At 71.6% G+C, this 17228-nt stretch carries 14 protein-coding genes; 5 read left to right on the forward strand and 9 right to left on the reverse strand.

Annotated elements, in window-relative coordinates; genetic code table 11:
- Positions 1-1355, reverse strand: a 1355-nt coding sequence (locus JLI01S_RS05660; RefSeq protein ID WP_157074840.1) for an FtsX-like permease family protein, incomplete at its 3' end; no start/stop codon positions are given.
- 105 nt (positions 1356-1460) lie between these two features.
- Between JLI01S_RS05660 and JLI01S_RS05665 the strand changes: the two genes are divergently transcribed.
- Genes JLI01S_RS05665 through JLI01S_RS05675 form a run of 3 tightly spaced genes read left to right on the forward strand, consistent with a single transcriptional unit; the run spans position 1461 to position 5640 of the window.
- Positions 1461-2063 (forward strand): PadR family transcriptional regulator, encoded by a 603-nt coding sequence (locus JLI01S_RS05665; RefSeq protein ID WP_068261342.1) that lies wholly within the window; start codon positions 1461-1463, stop codon positions 2061-2063.
- Positions 2060-2788: an ABC transporter ATP-binding protein gene (locus JLI01S_RS05670; protein WP_068261345.1), complete on the forward strand. Its 729-nt coding sequence runs from the start codon at positions 2060-2062 to the stop codon at positions 2786-2788. Before JLI01S_RS05665 ends, JLI01S_RS05670 begins: the two co-directional genes overlap by 4 nt.
- Complete coding sequence (locus JLI01S_RS05675; RefSeq protein WP_084349223.1) at positions 2785-5640, forward strand: ABC transporter permease; 2856 nt, start codon at positions 2785-2787, stop codon at positions 5638-5640. The genes JLI01S_RS05670 and JLI01S_RS05675 overlap by 4 nt, the downstream gene beginning before the upstream one ends.
- 21 nt (positions 5641-5661) lie before the next feature.
- Here JLI01S_RS05675 and JLI01S_RS05680 read toward each other — a convergent pair whose 3' ends face one another.
- Entirely contained in the window at positions 5662-7326 is a 1665-nt protein-coding gene (locus tag JLI01S_RS05680; protein WP_068261352.1) for an FAD-binding dehydrogenase, read from the reverse strand.
- Between the two features lie 70 nt (positions 7327-7396).
- Here JLI01S_RS05680 and JLI01S_RS05685 point away from each other — a divergent pair, with 70 nt between their 5' ends.
- The gene (locus JLI01S_RS05685; RefSeq protein ID WP_068261354.1) at positions 7397-8911 is read left to right on the forward strand and encodes a metallophosphoesterase family protein; all 1515 of its coding nucleotides are present in this window, start codon (positions 7397-7399) and stop codon (positions 8909-8911) included.
- A 151-nt stretch (positions 8912-9062) separates the two neighbouring features.
- Here the strand turns inward: JLI01S_RS05685 and JLI01S_RS05690 are convergent, their stop codons facing one another.
- From JLI01S_RS05690 to JLI01S_RS05705, 4 genes are all read right to left on the reverse strand, one after another.
- Positions 9063-10520, reverse strand: coding sequence for a glyceraldehyde-3-phosphate dehydrogenase (locus JLI01S_RS05690; RefSeq protein WP_068261357.1), 1458 nt, complete (start codon positions 10518-10520; stop codon positions 9063-9065).
- Positions 10521-10596: 76 nt separating this feature from the next.
- Positions 10597-11499 carry a ferredoxin family protein gene (locus JLI01S_RS05695; protein ID WP_068261360.1) on the reverse strand — a complete coding sequence of 301 codons (903 nt, stop codon included), beginning with the start codon at positions 11497-11499 and terminating at the stop codon, positions 10597-10599.
- A 10-nt stretch (positions 11500-11509) separates the two neighbouring features.
- A complete protein-coding gene (locus tag JLI01S_RS05700) occupies positions 11510-12745 on the reverse strand; it encodes a cupin domain-containing protein (RefSeq protein ID WP_068261363.1) in 1236 nt (411 codons plus the stop codon).
- A complete protein-coding gene (locus JLI01S_RS05705) occupies positions 12746-13006 on the reverse strand; it encodes a hypothetical protein (RefSeq protein WP_176573036.1) in 261 nt (86 codons plus the stop codon).
- A 146-nt stretch (positions 13007-13152) separates the two neighbouring features.
- Here JLI01S_RS05705 and JLI01S_RS05710 point away from each other — a divergent pair, with 146 nt between their 5' ends.
- Positions 13153-14448, forward strand: coding sequence for a saccharopine dehydrogenase family protein (locus JLI01S_RS05710; protein ID WP_068261369.1), 1296 nt, complete (start codon positions 13153-13155; stop codon positions 14446-14448).
- 3 nt (positions 14449-14451) lie between these two features.
- Here JLI01S_RS05710 and JLI01S_RS05715 read toward each other — a convergent pair whose 3' ends face one another.
- From JLI01S_RS05715 to JLI01S_RS05725, 3 genes are all read right to left on the reverse strand, one after another.
- Positions 14452-15549, reverse strand: a complete 1098-nt coding sequence (locus JLI01S_RS05715) for a GNAT family N-acetyltransferase (protein ID WP_084349224.1) — start codon at positions 15547-15549, stop codon at positions 14452-14454.
- A complete protein-coding gene (locus JLI01S_RS05720; RefSeq protein WP_068261371.1) occupies positions 15546-16355 on the reverse strand; it encodes a crotonase/enoyl-CoA hydratase family protein in 810 nt (269 codons plus the stop codon). Before JLI01S_RS05720 ends, JLI01S_RS05715 begins: the two co-directional genes overlap by 4 nt.
- A gap of 82 nt (positions 16356-16437) precedes the next feature.
- Positions 16438-17196, reverse strand: coding sequence for a hypothetical protein (locus JLI01S_RS05725; RefSeq protein ID WP_068261374.1), 759 nt, complete (start codon positions 17194-17196; stop codon positions 16438-16440).
- Positions 17197-17228: the final 32 nt, after the last annotated feature.

The raw sequence follows: 17228 nt of genomic DNA on the forward strand, positions 1-17228 counted from the left end.
AGGAGGGTCGGTGTGGCCAGCGCAGCAGGGCCGCTGAGCGCGCCGGTCGCCAGGCCGGCCACTCCGAGCACGGCGAGGACGACGACCACGACCTCGGCGACGGGTGCGCCGGCCGCGGCGCTCGGCCGCACCGAGCGCAGGAGGTCGTTGACCGGCTCACGCAGCACCGGGCGGGCAGCGAGGTGCACGGTGAGCACGGAGACGACGAGCGCCCCGACGAGCCAAGGCAGCACCGCCAGCGGAACCTCGAAGGGGATGCCGTCCGGCAGCATCGCCCGTCGCACGAGGACTGCGAGACCGAGTGCGGCCGCGCAGCCGATGGGGAGCCCGAGCAGGACCGGGATGACCAGCTCCGCGAGGAGCAGCCGCCGCGCGCCGGAGCGGGAACGCCCACGCAGCCGGGCCAGCGCGACATCGTGCCGGCGTTGGTCGACGGCAGCCTGGGCGACGAGGAAGAGGACGAGGACCGACAGCAGGGCGAGCTGCACCATGACGAAGGGGACGATGACCGCGGTCTGGCTGCGACCGGTGGCGATGCCGCCCACGAGCTCGCCGGCGGAGTCGTCGATCGTCACCTCCGGGTGCTCCTGCGCCAGCCGGTCGACCGAGTCCGCGGCCAGGGGAAGGGAGTCCAGCGTCGCCGTGCCGGGGTCCAGCGGTAGGTCGACCGTGGTCCCCGCGGTCGGGATCGCGTCCTCGAAGGTGTCCTCGGCGGTGAAGAGGTCGTCGATGCCGGGCAGGTTGTCCAGATCGAGGTGCGGCACGCCCGATTTGCCGTCGGGCCGGTCGCTCAACCAGTAGGCCGGGTCCTCGTCGGGGACGGTGTAGGTACCCACCACGGTGAGCTGGACCGGCGGAAGGTCGGGGTCGAAGCGCGAGTACTTCTCCTGCGGGATGTCCAGCGTGGTGCCCTCGCGCCACCCCCACGCCGTGGCGTCCGCCGCGGAGACGACGACCTCGTCCGCCTGCGTCGGGCAGCGCCCGTCGACCTCGATGTGCTCGCACAACTGCGAGCGCGTGCGCAGCACGACGGGCGAGGGTCGCTTGCCCTGCTGCGGCACGACGTCCGCGGCATAACGCATGCCGGTGATCGGGGTGCGGGAGATGGCCGCGAGGTCCGCGGGGACGAGGGCCACGAGGGACCCCGGCACGAGGTCACGCTCAGACGAGGACCGCGCTCGGGCCAGGGTCGTGGCGGAGGTCGCGGGGTCGGCCTCGGTGACGTGCACGCGCAGCAGACCCTGGTCGATGCTGCGGGCGAAGACGGGGGCGAAGACCGCGCACGTGGCGACCAGTGCCGAGACGAGGGCCAGCGCGATGACCTGCCCTCGGCGGTGGCGCAACGCTGCCCACATGTGGTTTCCCCCTTCGCAACCGGGCACACGGTACGCCTGATGCAGGGTTGCGCGGGGTGAATACTCGGTATACCTTCTGCGCATACCGAGTATTCAGGAGGGGACATGTCCGTTCGACTGGGGATTCTTGCGCTGCTGGCGGAGCAAGACATGTACGGCGCGCAGCTGCGCGCGGAGTTCGAGGCACGCACGGGTGGCACCTGGCCGCTCAACATCGGGCAGGTCTACACGACCCTGACCCGGCTCGAGCGGGACGGCCTCGTCAGCCAGTCCGACGGACCGGACGGTGAGGGTCGCATCAGCTACTCGCTCACCGACGCCGGTCGGGCGGAGGTCGACGGCTGGTGGCTCACCCCGGTGGACCGCAGCAACACCCCACGCGACGAGCTGGTCATCAAGCTGGCCCTGTCCGTCACTGCCGTCGGCGTCGACGTCACCCGCGTCGTCCAGGCCCAGCGGACCGCCACGCTGCGCCACCTGCGGGACCTGACGACGCTGAAGCGATCGGCCGCGACCGAGAGCGCCACCGACCTCGCGTGGCTGCTCGTCCTGGACAACCTCATCTTCTCGGCAGAGGCCGAGGTCCGGTGGCTCGACCACGTGGAGTCCACGCTCGCGCGCTACTCCGCACTCCCCCGCCGGGCTGCTGTGGCGGAGGTGCCCGATCGGGTGGCCGACCGCCGGGCCGGGACGCAGGTGTCGCGATGAGCACCCCTTGCCTCCTCCTCGACGACGTCAGCCGGATCCACGGCGAGGGCCAGACATCCGTCGCCGCCCTCGACGGGGTCAGCCTGAGCGTGCACCCCGGCGAGCTCGTCGCCGTCATGGGCCCGAGCGGCTCCGGCAAGTCGACGCTGCTCAACCTCGCGGGCGGCCTCGACCGCGCCACCTCGGGACGCGTCGTCATCGAGGGCCAGGAGATCAACTCCCTCACGCCACGTGGGCTCGCGGCCCTGCGGCGTCGCCACGTCGGTTTCGTCTTCCAGGACTACAACCTCATCCCGGCGCTCACCGCCGCCGAAAATGTCGCACTGCCGCTCGAGCTCGACGGCCAGCGGGTGCGCGCCGCACGTGGGTCAGCGATCGAGTCCCTCGAGCGCATGGGTCTGGCCGAGCTCGTCGACCGCTACCCCGACCAGATGTCCGGCGGGCAGCAGCAGCGCGTCGCCTTCGCCCGCGCGCTCGTCGGCGGCCGCCGGCTCGTGCTCGCCGACGAGCCCACCGGCGCGCTCGACACCCACACCGGGGAAGAGGTGCTGCGGGTGCTGCGCGAGCGCTGCGACGCCGGGACCGGTGGCCTGCTCGTCACCCACGAGGCCCGGCACGCAGCGTGGGCCGACAGGGTCGTCTTCCTCCGTGACGGCGTCGTCGTCGACACCACGGGCGATCCCTCGGACGTCGAGGACCTGCTCGAGAGCGAGCCCGCCCGATGACCACCACCCAGACCACGCCGGCGGTGTCCGCAGGGGGGACACCGCCGGCGCTCCCCCCTTCGTCCTCGCGGAGCTCGTCGTGGACGGCCTCCTGGCGGGTGGCCCTACGGTTGGCCCGACGCGACGTGCGCCGCCACCGCGGGCGTTCGCTCGCCGTGCTCCTCATGGTGGGCGTGCCCACGATGCTCATCTGCCTCGGGCTCGTGCTCGGCGCGACGAGTCAGGTCTCGACGGAGGAGTCGGTCCCGCTGGCCATGGGCCCTGCGCAGGCTTCGATCTCGATGACCGAGGGCCGACGGATCGCCCAGGCAGTGGACCCGAACCGGGGGTACGCCGACAAGGACGCGCCGGCCCGCGCCATCCCGGGTGCCCGTCCGGGTGGCACGGCCGAGATGAATGCCTCGGCGATCGGCGACCTCACCGGCGGCCAGGCGCTGGCGTGGAGCGAGGGCCAGTCGCGTGCCCGCATCGGTGACCGCGACCTCGGGCTCGCCACCTTCGCCTACGCCGACCCCGCCCACCTCACGGGCAAGATCACGCTGCGGTCGGGACGCTGGCCCACCCGGGCCGACGAGGTGCTCGTCTCACCCCGGGCCGTCGGTCGGGGGGTCCCCGACAGCGGTCCCCTGCAGCTCGTGGTCGACGGCGAGGAGCGCACGGTCCAGGTCGTGGGGACGGCGCTGTCCGCCCAGACATGGGGCGGCAGCCACGAGCTCGTCACCACGACCCCGACCTTCATGGACGAGCAGTCGACCACCAGCGGGTGGTTCGTCACGCGCACCCAGCCGATCACCTGGGACGACGTCACCCGGCTCAACGAGTACGGCCTCGCGGTCCACAGCGCCCACGTCGTGGCCCACCCGCCCACGCAGGACCAGATCGAGCCCGACCTGCGCGACATGGGCGGCGGCAGTGACACCGCCCAGCTCGTCGTCCTGGGGGCCACCCTCCTGCTCATCACCATCACGCTGCTCGTCGGGCCGGCCTTCGCCGTCGGCGCGACGCGCCAGCGTCGGACGCTCGCGCTCGCTGCGAGCAACGGCGCCACTGCCGGGCAGCTGCGCCGGACCGTCCTTGCCCAGGCGATCGTCCTCGGTGGCCTGAGTGCACTGGTCGGGGCCGCCGTGGCCGTACCGGTCGGATGGGTCGTCGTCCGCGCCATCACCGATCGCGGCTCGCCCCTGGGGCCCTTCGAGGTGCCGTGGTGGCAGCTCGGTGCGATCTGCGCCATCGCGCTGCTCGCCGCCATCCTCGCCGCGCTGATCCCCGCGCAGCGGCTCACCCGCCTCGACATCGTCGGCGCCATGCGTGGACGGGTCGTCACCCCGCCACCGTCGCGCTGGCTCTTCGTCCTGGGACTGGTCGCCACCGTGGTCGGGGGCGCAGGGGTCATCATCGGGCTCGACCGTGGGCCGACGATCATCGCGCTCGCCGCGATCGTCCTCGTGCTCGGCGCGCTGCTCCTCGTGCCCCGGATCCTGCACACGCTCGGCCGCATGGTCGGACCGCTGCCCCTCCCCCTTCGCCTCGCCGTGCGCGACCTGGCGCGGCACCGCACCCGCAGCGCACCCACCGTCGCCGCGGTGCTCGCCGGCTCGGCCGCGCTGACGATGGGTCTCATCGGGGCCAGCAGCGACGACACCCAGGAGCGGCAGGACTACGTCCCCCAGACGATCCTCGGCGAGGGTTACATCTACGCAGACGGCCCCTCCGACCGCGACCCGATGACAGCTGTCGCACGTGAGCTGCCCGGGCTCGCCCTGACGCCGGTGCACGCCTACGGGCTGCCCCTCGAGGACGAACCTGCGCAGAGCGGGGACACGGTCGAGGAGCCCTTCCTCATCACGCTCCCTCATGACTGCACGGTGACCGAGGTCGTCGACCCCGGCGCGGGCCAGGAGCCCCAGGGCGATGTCGAGATGGCGCCCGGCGAGGGGCCCGGCGCCCGCTGCCCCGACGGCAGCAGCGGCTCGGGGTCGGCACCGGTCATGTCGCCGCTCGCCTTCATGCCCGGTGCGGAGATCATCAGGCGCTTCGAGCTCACGGGAGACGAGGCCCGCACGGTCTCGGGCGGAGGCGGCGTGCTCGTGGCCACCGACCCCGGCGACATCGCGTCGGACGGCCAGGTCGAGCTGGCACGCGGCACGATGACGGTCGACAACGACACCGGGGAGTACCAGCTCACGGGAAAGGCCACGACCAGTCGGGTCCCGGTCGTCGAGCGCACCCGCTCCAAGGACACCCTCGCGCGGTCCTGGCAGGCAGGCTTCGTCCTCCCGACCGAAGCAGCAGAGCAGGCCGGCTGGCCGCTGACGATCAGCGGTCACCTGGTGCGCGATCCCGATGGTGCGATCGACAGCACGACGGAGGAGCGCGTGCAGCAGCTGCTGGGCGACGAGAGCTACGTGAGTATCGAGCGTGGCTGGCAGAACCCACTCGCCATCGTCATCGCCGTGCTCATCGGGATCTTCACCCTCGTGCTGCTCGTCGTCACCCTCACTGCAACGGCGCTGAGCATGGCCGAGCAGGAGCGCGACCAGGCGACGATCGCTGCCGTCGGTGGCAGCCGAAGGACCCGACGACTCATGGTGGCCTCCCAGACCTGGTTGCTCGCCACGATCGGGATCGTCCTGGGTCTGGTCGTCGGGACCTTCCCCGGCATCACGATCGCGCGGGCCCTCACCTCGGACGGCTACAACCCGGTGACGGGGATCTACGCGGCCAGGGACGCGGTCGTCGATATCCCATGGCTACCGCTGGCCATCGTCCTGCTGGCCGTGCCGGCCCTCGCGGCCCTGCTCGCCGGGCTCGGGATCCGACGGACCCCGGACCTCACCCGCCGGACGGAGTGAGCGAGTCGCCGGGGTCGGGGGTCAGTCCCCGATCTCGGCGCCCATCGCGCGACCGGCGGTCCGGCCGCTGAAGATGCAGCCGCCGAGGAAGGTCCCCTCGAGCGCCCGATAGCCGTGCAGACCGCCGCCGCCGAAGCCAGCCGCCTCGCCTGCGGCGTAGAGCCCACGGATCGGCTCGCCGTCGTGCCCGAGGACCCGTGCCGACAGGTCGGTCTCGAAGCCACCAAGGGTCTTGCGGGAGAGGATGTGCAGCTTGACGCCGACGAGCGGCCCCTTCTTGGGGTCGGTCAGCTTGTGCGGCGGGTAGGCCCGCTTGGAGATCTTGTCGCCGATGTAGGAGCGCGCCACCCGCATCGCGGCGATCTGCGCGTCCTTGGAGTAGCCGTTGTCCAGCTGCATGTCGCGCTCGTCGACCTGCTTCTTGACGTGCGCGGCGTCGAGCTGCGGCTCGCCGTCCTCGACGAGGCCGTTCATCTTCGCCACGAGCTGCTCGACCGTGTCGGCCTGGACGAAGTCGGCCCCCTTGTCGAGGAAGGCCTGCATCGACGGCGTGACATCGGCCAGGGACCGCTTGCGGACGACGCCCGCGATCTCCTTGCCGGTGAGGTCCTGGTTCTGCTCCGAGCCGGACAGCGCGAACTCCTTGCCCGCGATCGACCGATTGGTGATGAACCACGAGTGGTCGTGCCCGGTCGCGCGCAGGTGGGCGAGCGTCCCGAGGGTGTCGTAGCCGGGCAGCAGCGGCGCGGGCAGGCGGTTGCCCTCGGCGTCGAGCCACATCGAGCTCGGGCCGGGCAGGATCCGGATGCCGTGCTGGTCCCAGATCGGTGAGTGGTTCTTGATGCCCTCGACGTAGTGCCACATGCGGTCGCGGTTGATCAGGTTGCCGCCAGCGGCCTCGGTGATCGCGATCATCCGGCCGTCGACGTGGGCGGGGACGCCGGTGATCATGTGCTTGGGCGGGGTCCCGAGGCGCTCCGGCCAGTTCTGGCGGACCAGGTCGTGGTTGCCACCGATGCCACCCGAGGCGACGAGGACGACGGGCGCGCGCAGCTCGAAGCCGCCCACCGTGTCGCGGTTGGTCGCCACTCCCCGCTCAGCGGGGTCCTCCGCGAGCCGGGCGCCACGGACACCGGTGACGGCGCCCCCTTCGACGATGAGCTCGTCCACCCGGTGGCGGTGGGCATAGGTGATCAGGCCGCGCTCCTTGGCCTCCTCGACCCGCCGGACGAAGGGGGCGGCCACCCCGGGACCGGTGCCCCACGTGATGTGGAACCGGGGCACCGAGTTGCCGTGGCCGTGCGCCGACCCGTCGCCGCGCTCGGCCCACCCGACGATCGGGAACCAGCGCATGCCCTGCTGGTGCAACCACGAGCGCTTCTCGCCGCCGGCGAAGTCGAGGTAGGCCTGCGCCCACTGCCGCGGCCAGTTGTCCTCGTCGCGGTCGAAGCCGGCGGTGTTCATCCAGTCGGCGTACGCGAGCTCGGCCGAGTCCTTGATGCCCAGACGTCGCTGCTCAGGGCTGTCGACGAAGAAGAGCCCACCGAAGGACCAGTGAGCCTGGCCCCCGAGGTTGGCCTCGCTCTCCTGGTCGACGACGAGCACCTTGCGGCCCGCATCAGCGAGCTCCGCTGCGGCGACGAGCCCGGCAAGGCCGTGGCCCACGACAATGGCGTCTGCATCCATGGGGCGACTCTAGACCTCATTACTCACGGGTAGCAATTGGGGTTCAGGTCCGCCTCCTTAGAGTGGGCACATGGGACGGATCGCTCGCTTGCGCCCGGTCGCCTTGGCTCTGCTCGTGGCCGCGGCCGTGCTCGCCGGCGGCCTCGTGACCGCCTCGCTGTGGCCGGTCACCGTCGAGACGGACTACTACGCCGCCGATGTACGACTCACGCCGAGCTGGGAGGAGCGCTCCCGGATCGGGACCGACACCGTCGTGGGCAGCGTGTCCGCGCAGTTCTCCGGCCTCGCGCCGGGCATCTCCGTCTCGCCACGCGTCAAGCCCGAGATCACCGAGCTCGTCGCCTCCGGCAACCTCGACGCGGCCTCCCTCGACGTGAGCCCCCAGGAGCGCTCCCGGGTGATCGGCGAGGCGGCGAAGGGGGTGGCCCTGCGTTTCGGCCTCGGCGCACTGGGTGGGGTGGGGCTCGTCCTGCTCGTCATCGGGCTGCGCAGCCGGTCCCTGCCCACAGCGCGCACGACGGTCGGCGCCCTCACGGTCGCGGCGCTCACCTGTGCCGGCCTCGGCCTGTCCACCCAGCGCACCTACGATCCCGACCGACTCGTCGAGCTGAACTCCACCGGCCTGCTCCAGCTGGCCATCGCCAACCGTGGCCTGCTCGACGACGTCGAGCAGAGGGCGGACCAGGCGACGCCCTATCTACGCAACCTGCTGGCGCTGTCGACCGCGGTCCAGGACGAGTACGCACCCGAGGCCTCCCGCGATGCCGAAGCACTGAAGGTCCTGCTCGTCTCCGACCTCCACTCCTCCAACCAGTACGCCCTGATGCGCACGATCGTGCAGGAGCAGGGCATCGACGTCGTCATCGACTCCGGTGACCTGATCAACTTCGGACATGTCGAGGAGGCCCGGCTGAGCCGGCTCTACCCCTCGATCAGCTCACTCGGGGTGCCGTACATCTTCGTCTCGGGCAACCACGACCGCGCCTCGGCCGGCGACACCTCGCTGCTCGACGCGCTCGGTCGCACGGACGGTGTCGAGCTGCTCCAGCCCGGTCCCGGCGAGTACCGCGAGGTCACCGTCGGCGGGCTGCGGATCGCGGGCTTCAACGATCCGCGCTACTACGGCGATGCCGACGACGGCAGCACCGACCAGCAGACGGCTGCGCGAGACCTGTGGCTCGCGGCGCTCGGCGACGGGGCCCAGCCCGACATCACCGTCTCCCACGAGGCACCCGCCCTGGAGGACGCGCCCGGGCGGATGCGGCTCAACGGCCACGGTCACGTCCCTCTGCTCGACGGCAACCGGGTCCAGGCGGGGAGCTTCACCGGGGGTGGGACCCTCTCGCACTTCGTCAGCGACGTCGATGCCGAGCTGGTGGGCCAGCCGAGCTCCTTCGACGTGCTGACCTTCGACGACGAGTGCCGCGCCCAGCGCCTCGTGCGCTACCAGTACCGCGCGATCATCGAGGGTCGCCCGTCCTTCGACTCGCTCTCGGTCCTGAACGCCTCCCGCATCGTCGACGAGCCCGAGGAGGGTCGCACCTGCGGCGGAGACGAGCTGACGGTGCGCCCGCTCGGAAGCTGACGGGCGCCCCCTCGCCCGTCCCTCCCCCCTTCGCGCCCCTCCCCCCTCGCGCGGTTGGAGGTATACACGCAGACGATTCACCCGCGCGTTTACCTCGACCCGCGCCCAAGAGCCCCCGGCCGTTGACCGACCGGGGGCTCGCTGCGTGGACTCAGGCCTTGGGGAAGACCGGCGGGTGGACCTTGGCCATCTCCTCGAGGACGCGCACGACCTGGCAGGAGTAGCCGAACTCGTTGTCGTACCAGACGTAGAGGACCAGACGGTCACCAGCGGTGATCGTCGCGCGGCCGTCGACGATGCCCGCGTGGCGGTTGCCGACGAAGTCGGTGGAGACCACCTCGGGGCTGTCGATGTAGTCGAGCTGCTTGTGCAGGCCGCCGTAGAGCGAGGCCTCGCGCAGGAAGTCGTTGAGCGTGTCGCGCTCGACCGGCTTCTCGAGAGTGAGGTTGAGGATCGCCATCGAGACATTGGGCGTGGGGACGCGCACCGAGTTGCCGGTGAGCTTGCCCTCGAGCTCGGGCAGCGCCTTGGCCACGGCCTTGGCCGCGCCGGTCTCGGTGAGCACCATGTTGAGCGCCGCCGAGCGGCCGCGACGCTCGCCCTTGTGGAAGTTGTCGATGAGGTTCTGGTCGTTGGTGAAGGAGTGCACCGTCTCGATGTGCCCACCGACGACGCCGTACTCGTCGTTGATGACCTTGAGCGCGGGGACGATCGCGTTGGTCGTGCAGGAGGCAGCGGTGACGATCTTGTCGTCGGTGCCGATCATCGCGTCGTTGATGCCGCTGACGATGTTGGGCAGGCCGCCCTTGCCGGGGGCCGTGAGCAGGACACGGGAGACGCCCGGGCACTGGAGGTGCTGGGAGAGCCCCTCGTCGTCGCGCCACCGGCCGGTGTTGTCGACGACGACGGCGTCACTGATGCCGTACTGGGTGTAGTCGACGCTCGACGGGCTGTCGGAGTAGATGACCTGGATGAGCGTGCCGTTGGCGAGGATGGTGTTGGCCTCCTCGTCGACAGTGATCGTGCCGGCGAAAGAGCCGTGGACGGAGTCGCGGCGCAGCAGGCTCGCGCGCTTGGACAGGTCGTTGTCAGCGCCCTTGCGCACGACGATGGCGCGCAGGCGCAGGCCCTGACCGGTGCCGGCGTGCTCGACGAGAATGCGGGCGAGCAGGCGGCCGATGCGACCGAAGCCGTAGAGGACCACGTCGGTGCTCGGGAGGGCATTGCTGCCGTGCTTGCCGACGACGTCATCGAGCTCGGCGCGCAGGAAGTCCTCGAGCGCGACGCCCTCGCCGGCCTCGAGGTGACGGCGGTGCAGCCGGGCGATGTCGACCGACGCAGGACCAGGCTGGAGGGCGGTGAGCGCCTCGAGCAGGGGCAGGGTGTCGTCGACGTTGAGCTCGATGTCGACGCGACGCGCAAAGCGGTGCGCCTTGAGCACATCGGTGGGCGACTGGCCGAGGAGGGTGCGGCCGTGGATCGCCGTCACGACGCCGTACTCACGGTAGAGACGGCCCACGAGAGGGATGATCGCCTCGGCCTTCGCCTGTCGGTCGGCCCACTCGGCCAAGTGGTCGTCTGCTGCGGTGCTCTGCGGCGTCGTCGTCATGGACCCCAAGATTAGTCGGTCGCCGGGATGACCTGTCCTCCGGTCCACGGTGATGTCCACCGCTCGCCCACCCCGGTCAGCCCGGGGTGACCGAGTACAGCGCCTGCACCTTGGACCCTCCCGAGCAGGTGAGCTGGTGCGGGGCGCTCATCGTGCGCACGACCTGGCGAAGGGAGGTCCGCTCACCGGCATCGACGTGCACCACCCAGGAGTCCTCCCCGGTCGTCTCGACGCGGGGCGGGGCGATGTCCGGGAGGCGCACATCCGGCTCGCTGCCGAGGACGTCGTGGACCGCCACCTGGGCGGCCGGGTGCCAGGAGCAGCGTCCACGCCAGCGGTTGAGGTCCACGCGCCCGTCGAGGTGATCGAGGATGACCTGCGGTGCGACATCGCCGTTGAGCCGCCCGTACTGGGAGCCCTCGGGCAGGAGGGCGACATTGCCGGCAAAGCGGTCCCCACCGAGATGCGTGGTCTCCCACACCGCCCCGGGCAGTGCGTCGTCGAGAACGGCCGCGACGACCCGGCCGTCGATGGCGCAGCAGACGTCCTTGCGGCCGTGGGTGCACACGAGCAGCAGCGGCTCAGGGCTCGGATCGGGCAGGTCCTCGAAGCGGGCGGCGAGCGCGACGAGGTCCTCGGGACGACGCCAGGTGGCCCGCCCGACGAGCCCGCGGCGCACATCGACGAGGAAGACCGGGCTGTCGCCGTCGGCGCCGACATCAGCCTCGACCAGCTCGCCCTCCTGGCGGCCGTGCCGGCGGATCAGCTGCAGCCGAGCCCCGAAGCGGCCCATGGCCGCAGACAGCTCCGTGGCGACCTCGCTGAGGAAGTCCGCCTCGATCGGCTTGGCCGGCCACGGGCCGGGGTGGGCCACGAGCAGCCAGTAGCGCGCGGGCACGGCCGTGCCCACCGGTACGTCGCCGCGCTCGAGGGCGGCGAGCGAGCACCGGAACCGCTGGGCTGACGGGGACGCGCTCACACCGGCGACCCTACGCGGGCGGGGGCTGCGCGGGGACTGCGACCCCGGCGACGACGAGTCGGCGGGTCAGGTCCGGGGCGAGCACCGTGGCGTCGCCGACCGCGAGCCACGCCGTGACGTCGTCGACCTCCGTCGCGGTGAGGGGCAGCCGCCCGGCCCTGCTGACGAGGACGGCCCCGTCGGCGGACGGTTCCAGCGACGCCTGCAGGTGCTTGCGGGGCGCGATGGGCAGTCCGTCCGCTCCGTCGGCCAGCGCCTGCGTGGTGCTGAGCGGTGAGATCGGTGCGGGCCGGCCGGCAGATCGCGACCGGGCGGCCAGCTGGGCCGCGACGGCGGACTCGTCGACGGCGGCGATCGCGTCGAGGAGGGCCGCGCGCACTGCAGCCAGGTCGTGGGCGAGGTCCGCGGGATCGGTGACGTCCACACCCGGACGCAGGGAGGTCCGATGCTCCGGGAGGTCGGCAAGCGCCCTGCGCGCCGTGTCGAGGACGGCTTCGGCGACGTGCCCTCGGTGCCACACGTGGACGCCGACGGTCAGGTGCGTGCTGACCCCGCCGAGCGCGGTCGCCGAATGCAGCCAACCGCGAGGGATGTACAGCGCGTCGCCGGGGCGCAGGGTCACGTCGAGGTGCGCCTCCCCCTTCGCCGCCTCGTCGACCGCCTGGCGGTGGTCCTGCCAGGGCTGATCACGAAGGGGGTGGGGCTGGACGGGTGGGTGCAGGCGCCAGTGCTTGTCCCCGCCGACCTGCAGCACGAAGACGTCGTGCACGTCGTAGTGGGCGGCGAAGCCGCGGCTCTGCGGGGGCGTGACATAGGCGTTGACCTGCACGGGATGCCCGAGGTCTGCCGACAGGTCCTGGGCGAAATCGAGCACCGGGGGGTGGGTCCGGTGCAGGCCCTGCAGGACGAGGGTGTGGCCTTCGGCGAAGAGTCGCAGCAGCGCCGTGTCGTCCAGCTGGTCGCTCACCCCGGCTCCGACACCGCCGCCACGGGTGAAGTCACCGTCGGCGAGGGTGCGCCCTTCGCGGGCCACGCGCAGGAAGGGGGTGCGCAGGCCGTGCACCGAGAGCAGCCGGTCGACGGCACGGTTGTCGAGCAGGTCGTCGAAGGGCGCCGGCAGCGCCTGCGCCGGGACGTGCCTGGGCTCGTGACCCCAGGATGCGGCGAGCTCCTGCGGCTGGAGGTCGGTGACGCGGGCGAGGCCGGCGCACCGCTCAGGTGCACCGGCCTCGTCAGGGTGGGTCACTCAGAGGCCCCGCTCCGTGGGAGCAGCACCGCCGTCGGCACCGCCGTCGCCGGCAGCACCATCAGCGCCACCGTCACCAGCAGCGCCGTCGCCAGCAGCACCATCGGCACCGCCATCGCCACCGTCACCAGCAGCGCCATCGCCGGCAGCACCATCGGCGCCACCGTCGCCAGCAGAACCATCGGACTGCGGGGCCTGGGTCGGCACGCCGCCGATGGCCTCCTCGGGCAGGTCGGGGGTCTCGTTCGGAGGCTGCGTCATGGTGCTTCTCCTTCGTCTGGGGTGTGGACAGGCATCGTGCCCATACCCCCTGTCCATCGGACCATGCGCTCTCGAGGCGGACCACGCGGCGCGCCTCGTCAGCCCACGATGGATCCGCTTGTGGCACAACGCGTTACTGTCATTTCATGAGTGACACCGAGGCCCGTGACTTCGACATCGTCCTCGTCGGAGCCACTGGCTTCGTCGGACGGCTGACCGCAGGGCACCTGCGCGACCATGCCCCTGAGGGGACGCGGATCGCGATCGCCGGGCGTTCCCGCGACCGCCTGGAGGCGCTCTCTGCCGAGCTCGGCGGGGTCGCTGCGGCCTGGCCCCGGCTCGTCATCGACGTCGCCGACCCTGCCGCCTGCGCCGATCTCGCCGCACGCACGCGGGTCCTCGTGACCACAGTCGGCCCATACGCCATCCACGGAGGCGAGCTCGTCAAGGCCTGCGCGCTCGCCGGCACCCACTACGCCGACCTGACCGGCGAGGTCCTCTTCGTGCGGGACAGCGCAGAGGCCTTCCACGAGGTCGCCGCGCGCTCCGGAGCGCGCATCGTGCACTCCTGCGGCTTCGACTCCATCCCCTCCGACCTGGGGGTCTGGGAGACCGCTCGGACGGCTGCCGACGAGGGCGCCGGACAGCTCACCGACACGGTCCTCTTCGTCCGTCGCCTCAAGGGCGGTCTCTCCGGCGGGACCATCGACTCGATGCGCAAGCAGGCCATCGCTGCACGGGAGTCGCTCGAGGACCGTCGCGCGATGACCGACCCCTACGGGCTCTCCCCCGACCGGGCTGCGGAGCCGACCAAGGCCGACCGGTCCGACTCCGACGCCGAGTCCGTGCGCACCGGTCGGGTGCGCTCCTTCGCCAAGGGACTGGGCTCACGCCTTCCGGTGCGCCGGACCGAGGACGGGCACTGGACCGGCCCCTTCGTCATGGCCTCCTTCAACACCCGCATCGTGCGCCGCAGCAACGCGCTCTTGGGGTGGCAGTACGGCCGAGCCTTCCGCTACCACGAGGTGACCGACTTCGGGTCGCGCGCCACGGCCCCCCTTCGCGCCACCGGCACCACCGCCGGGCTGGTCGGCCTCGTCGCGGGACTGTCCTTCTCCCCGACCCGCAGGGTCGTCGACCGCTTCCTGCCGGCACCGGGCGAGGGGCCCGACGAGGAGTCCCGCGCCAACGGATGCTTCGCGCTCGAGGTCGTCGCGGGGACGACGAGCGGAGCCAAGTACGCGACGCAGGTCGCCGCCGACGCCGACCCCGGCTACAGCGGCACCGCGATCATGCTCGGTCAGTCCGCACTGTGCCTGGCCGAGGACGACCTCGACAGCGCGGGCGGCGTCATCACCCCGGCCGTCGCGATGGCCGCCCCGCTCATCGAGCGCCTGCGCACGCAGGGCTTCACGATCTCGACCCGCCGCTGCCCCGACTGACCGCTACTCGTCCAGGCGGGCCAGCGGCACGGGGTCGTCGGTCCCCTCGACCCGCACGTCGCGGTGCCAGGACTCGGTGCGGTGGCGGGTGGTCCACCCCATGGACGCATAGATCCCGTCGGCCCCTGTCGGGCTGTCGGCGTCGACCTCGAGCGCGACCCGGTTGCGCCCCCGCGCGGCCGTGTCGGACATGACGGCGTGGAGCAGCGACTTGGCGACACCTCGACCACGCGCCAGGCGGTGGACACCGATGTAGTCGATGTACGTGCCACGGACCCCTGACGCGTCCTCCGGGAGTACGGCCGCGGCCACGGCCCCGCCGGGGACCCAGTGGCCCTCGACCTCGATCTCGGCGATCCACCAGTGGTCCCACCGGTGGCCCGGCGCCTCGCGGAGCCGGGCGAGGAACTCGGGGAAGGACTCGCGGTAGGAGTTGAAGTGGTCTGCGAAGGACTCCTCGATCATCCGGTAGACCGCCTGCAGGTCCGCGGCGAAGGGGGTGCCGTCCTCGCGTCGATCCACCTGACGGACCACCACGCCCTCCCTGGCATGGGTCGTGACGAGGTCCTCGTCACCGGGCTCCACCGGTCGACGCATCTGCAGCCACGTGCGGGCGAGGGTGAAGCCGTTGTCCTGCAACAGCCGTCGCAGGCGCTCGTCGTCCTCGTGCACGGACATGTCGAGCCGGGTGCCACCGAGCCCCCGCCCACGCGAGATGCGCAGGGCGACCGACTCCGCCCAGGCGAGGACCGAGGGGGCCACCTGCTCCTCGACCTCGGCGCCGAGAGCAGGGTCGGTCGTCAGCTCGACATTGCTCCGCCCGGCCGCCCGGTCGTGCACGCGGGCCCAGACCCGGATGACGCCTTTGGGGTCGATGACGACGACCTGCCGGCGCGTCCACGACGCCTCTCCGACGGCCTCGTTGGCGACGAGCTCCTCCTCGATGGAGCCGGAGCCGTCGACGGCCTTCTTCGCCGTCGAGACCAGAGCGATGAGCTCATCGACATCCCCCTCGTCGGGGGCGCGGGTGGACCACCCCTCGGGCAGGTCCACGGGGACGATCGGCAGGAATCCGGCTTGCGCGCGCGGGCTGCCGCTCACGGGACGAGGCGGCGCTGTCGGGGAAGGAACTCGGGCTGCTGCTTGCGGGCGTTGGCCGCCCGGGCGCGGGCGGCGTTGGGTCCGAAGAGCAGCGGCAGCTGCTCCCACCGCTCACGAGCGAAGGTGTGCCGGGCGCTGCGGTGCCAGGTGCTGTCGAAGAGCCGCTTCGTCGCGGCCAGGGCGTCGGGCGAGCGGGTGGCCAGCTGGTCAGCGAGCTCGAAGGCGGCCGCCACCGGGTCGTCAGAGAGCTCGGTGACCAGCCCGATCTGCTGGGCCCGGTCGCCGGAGATCTTGTCCGCGGTCATCGTCAGCCGCTTGGCCACGTCGATGCCGACGAGCTCGGAGAGCGCCTGCACCCCCGACATGTCCGGGATGATCCCCCAGCGACCCTCGAGGACCGACCAGGTCGACTCGGGGTGGGCGATGCGGAAGTCCGCGGCGAGCGCAATCTGCAGCCCGCCGCCCAGGCAGTGACCCGACACGGCCGCGATGACCGGGACGGGCAGGCGACGAAAGCCCCACGCGGCCTCCTGGAAGGTGTTGGTGCCGCGCCAGGGTCGTGGCACGAACCGGCGCACGATGTCCGACGGTTTCTTCATCGCGGACCCGAAGTCGAGGCCGGCGCAGAAGGACTCCCCCTCGCCGGAGATGACCACGGCACGCAGCCGACGGTCGGCAGCGAGCCCGTGGGCCGCAGCCGCGAGGTCATCGAGCATGTCGAGCGTGAGCGCGTTGAGCTTGTCCGGGCGGGCGAGGCGCACGTGGGCGATGCCGTCCTGGATGGTCGTGGTGATGTACCGAGGCATGCACCCACCCTAATTCCGGACGGGGACGACGGAAGGGCCCCGTCCGAGGACGAGACCCTTCCGTGTCAGGAGTGGTGGTGGATCAGACGGCGTCGAGGTACTTGCCGAGGATCTCCGAGACGTCCTTGCTGGTCTTCTTGGTGACGGAGGTGATCAGGTAGGTGGTCCCGCCCTTTTCGCCAGCGCACTGCATCGTCGAGGACATCGAGCCGCAGTGGTAGTCACCGACCTTTTCGTCCTTGTCCCAGACGGCCTCGAAGTCGCTCGGCTTGATGGCGTCGCTGGAGACGACGCTGATGGTGTCGGAGCCCTTGGTGTAGACCGCGGTCACCTGGCCGGCAGCGTCACTCGTCTTGCCCTTCTTCCACCCGTCGAACTCGTCGGGGAAGTCACCGCCACCGGCGGCGGAGGAGGACTCGCTCGAGGTCTCGCTGGTGGGCTCGGACGTGGTCTCGCTCGTCGGCTCCGTGGTGGAGGACTCGCTCGTCGGCTCCGACGTCGAGCTCTCGCTCGTCGACTGGGAGGTCGACGACGATGACGAGGACTCCTCGTCATCGCCACGGAGGACGAAGAATCCGCCGATGCAGCACAGGAGGAGGATCAGTGCGACACCGCCGGCGATACCGGCGATGAGGCCCTTGCCCGGGCCCTTCTTCGGCGGCTGACCGCCGGGGCCACCCGTGGGACCACCGAAGTTGCCGGGGGGCGGACCCCCCTGGCCACCGTGGCCGGGCTGGCCGTACGGACCGGGCTGACCCGGCGTCTGGGGCGTCTGCCCGTAAGGACTGCCCGGAGGCGGAGGTGTGTTCGGGCCGCTCGGCCCCCCTGGTGGTGTGGTCATGGACCCAATCGTCACACAAGCCCGCCCCATAC

It is taken from the genome of Janibacter limosus NBRC 16128 (assembly GCF_001570985.1).
Lineage (GTDB): Bacteria > Actinomycetota > Actinomycetes > Actinomycetales > Dermatophilaceae > Janibacter > Janibacter limosus.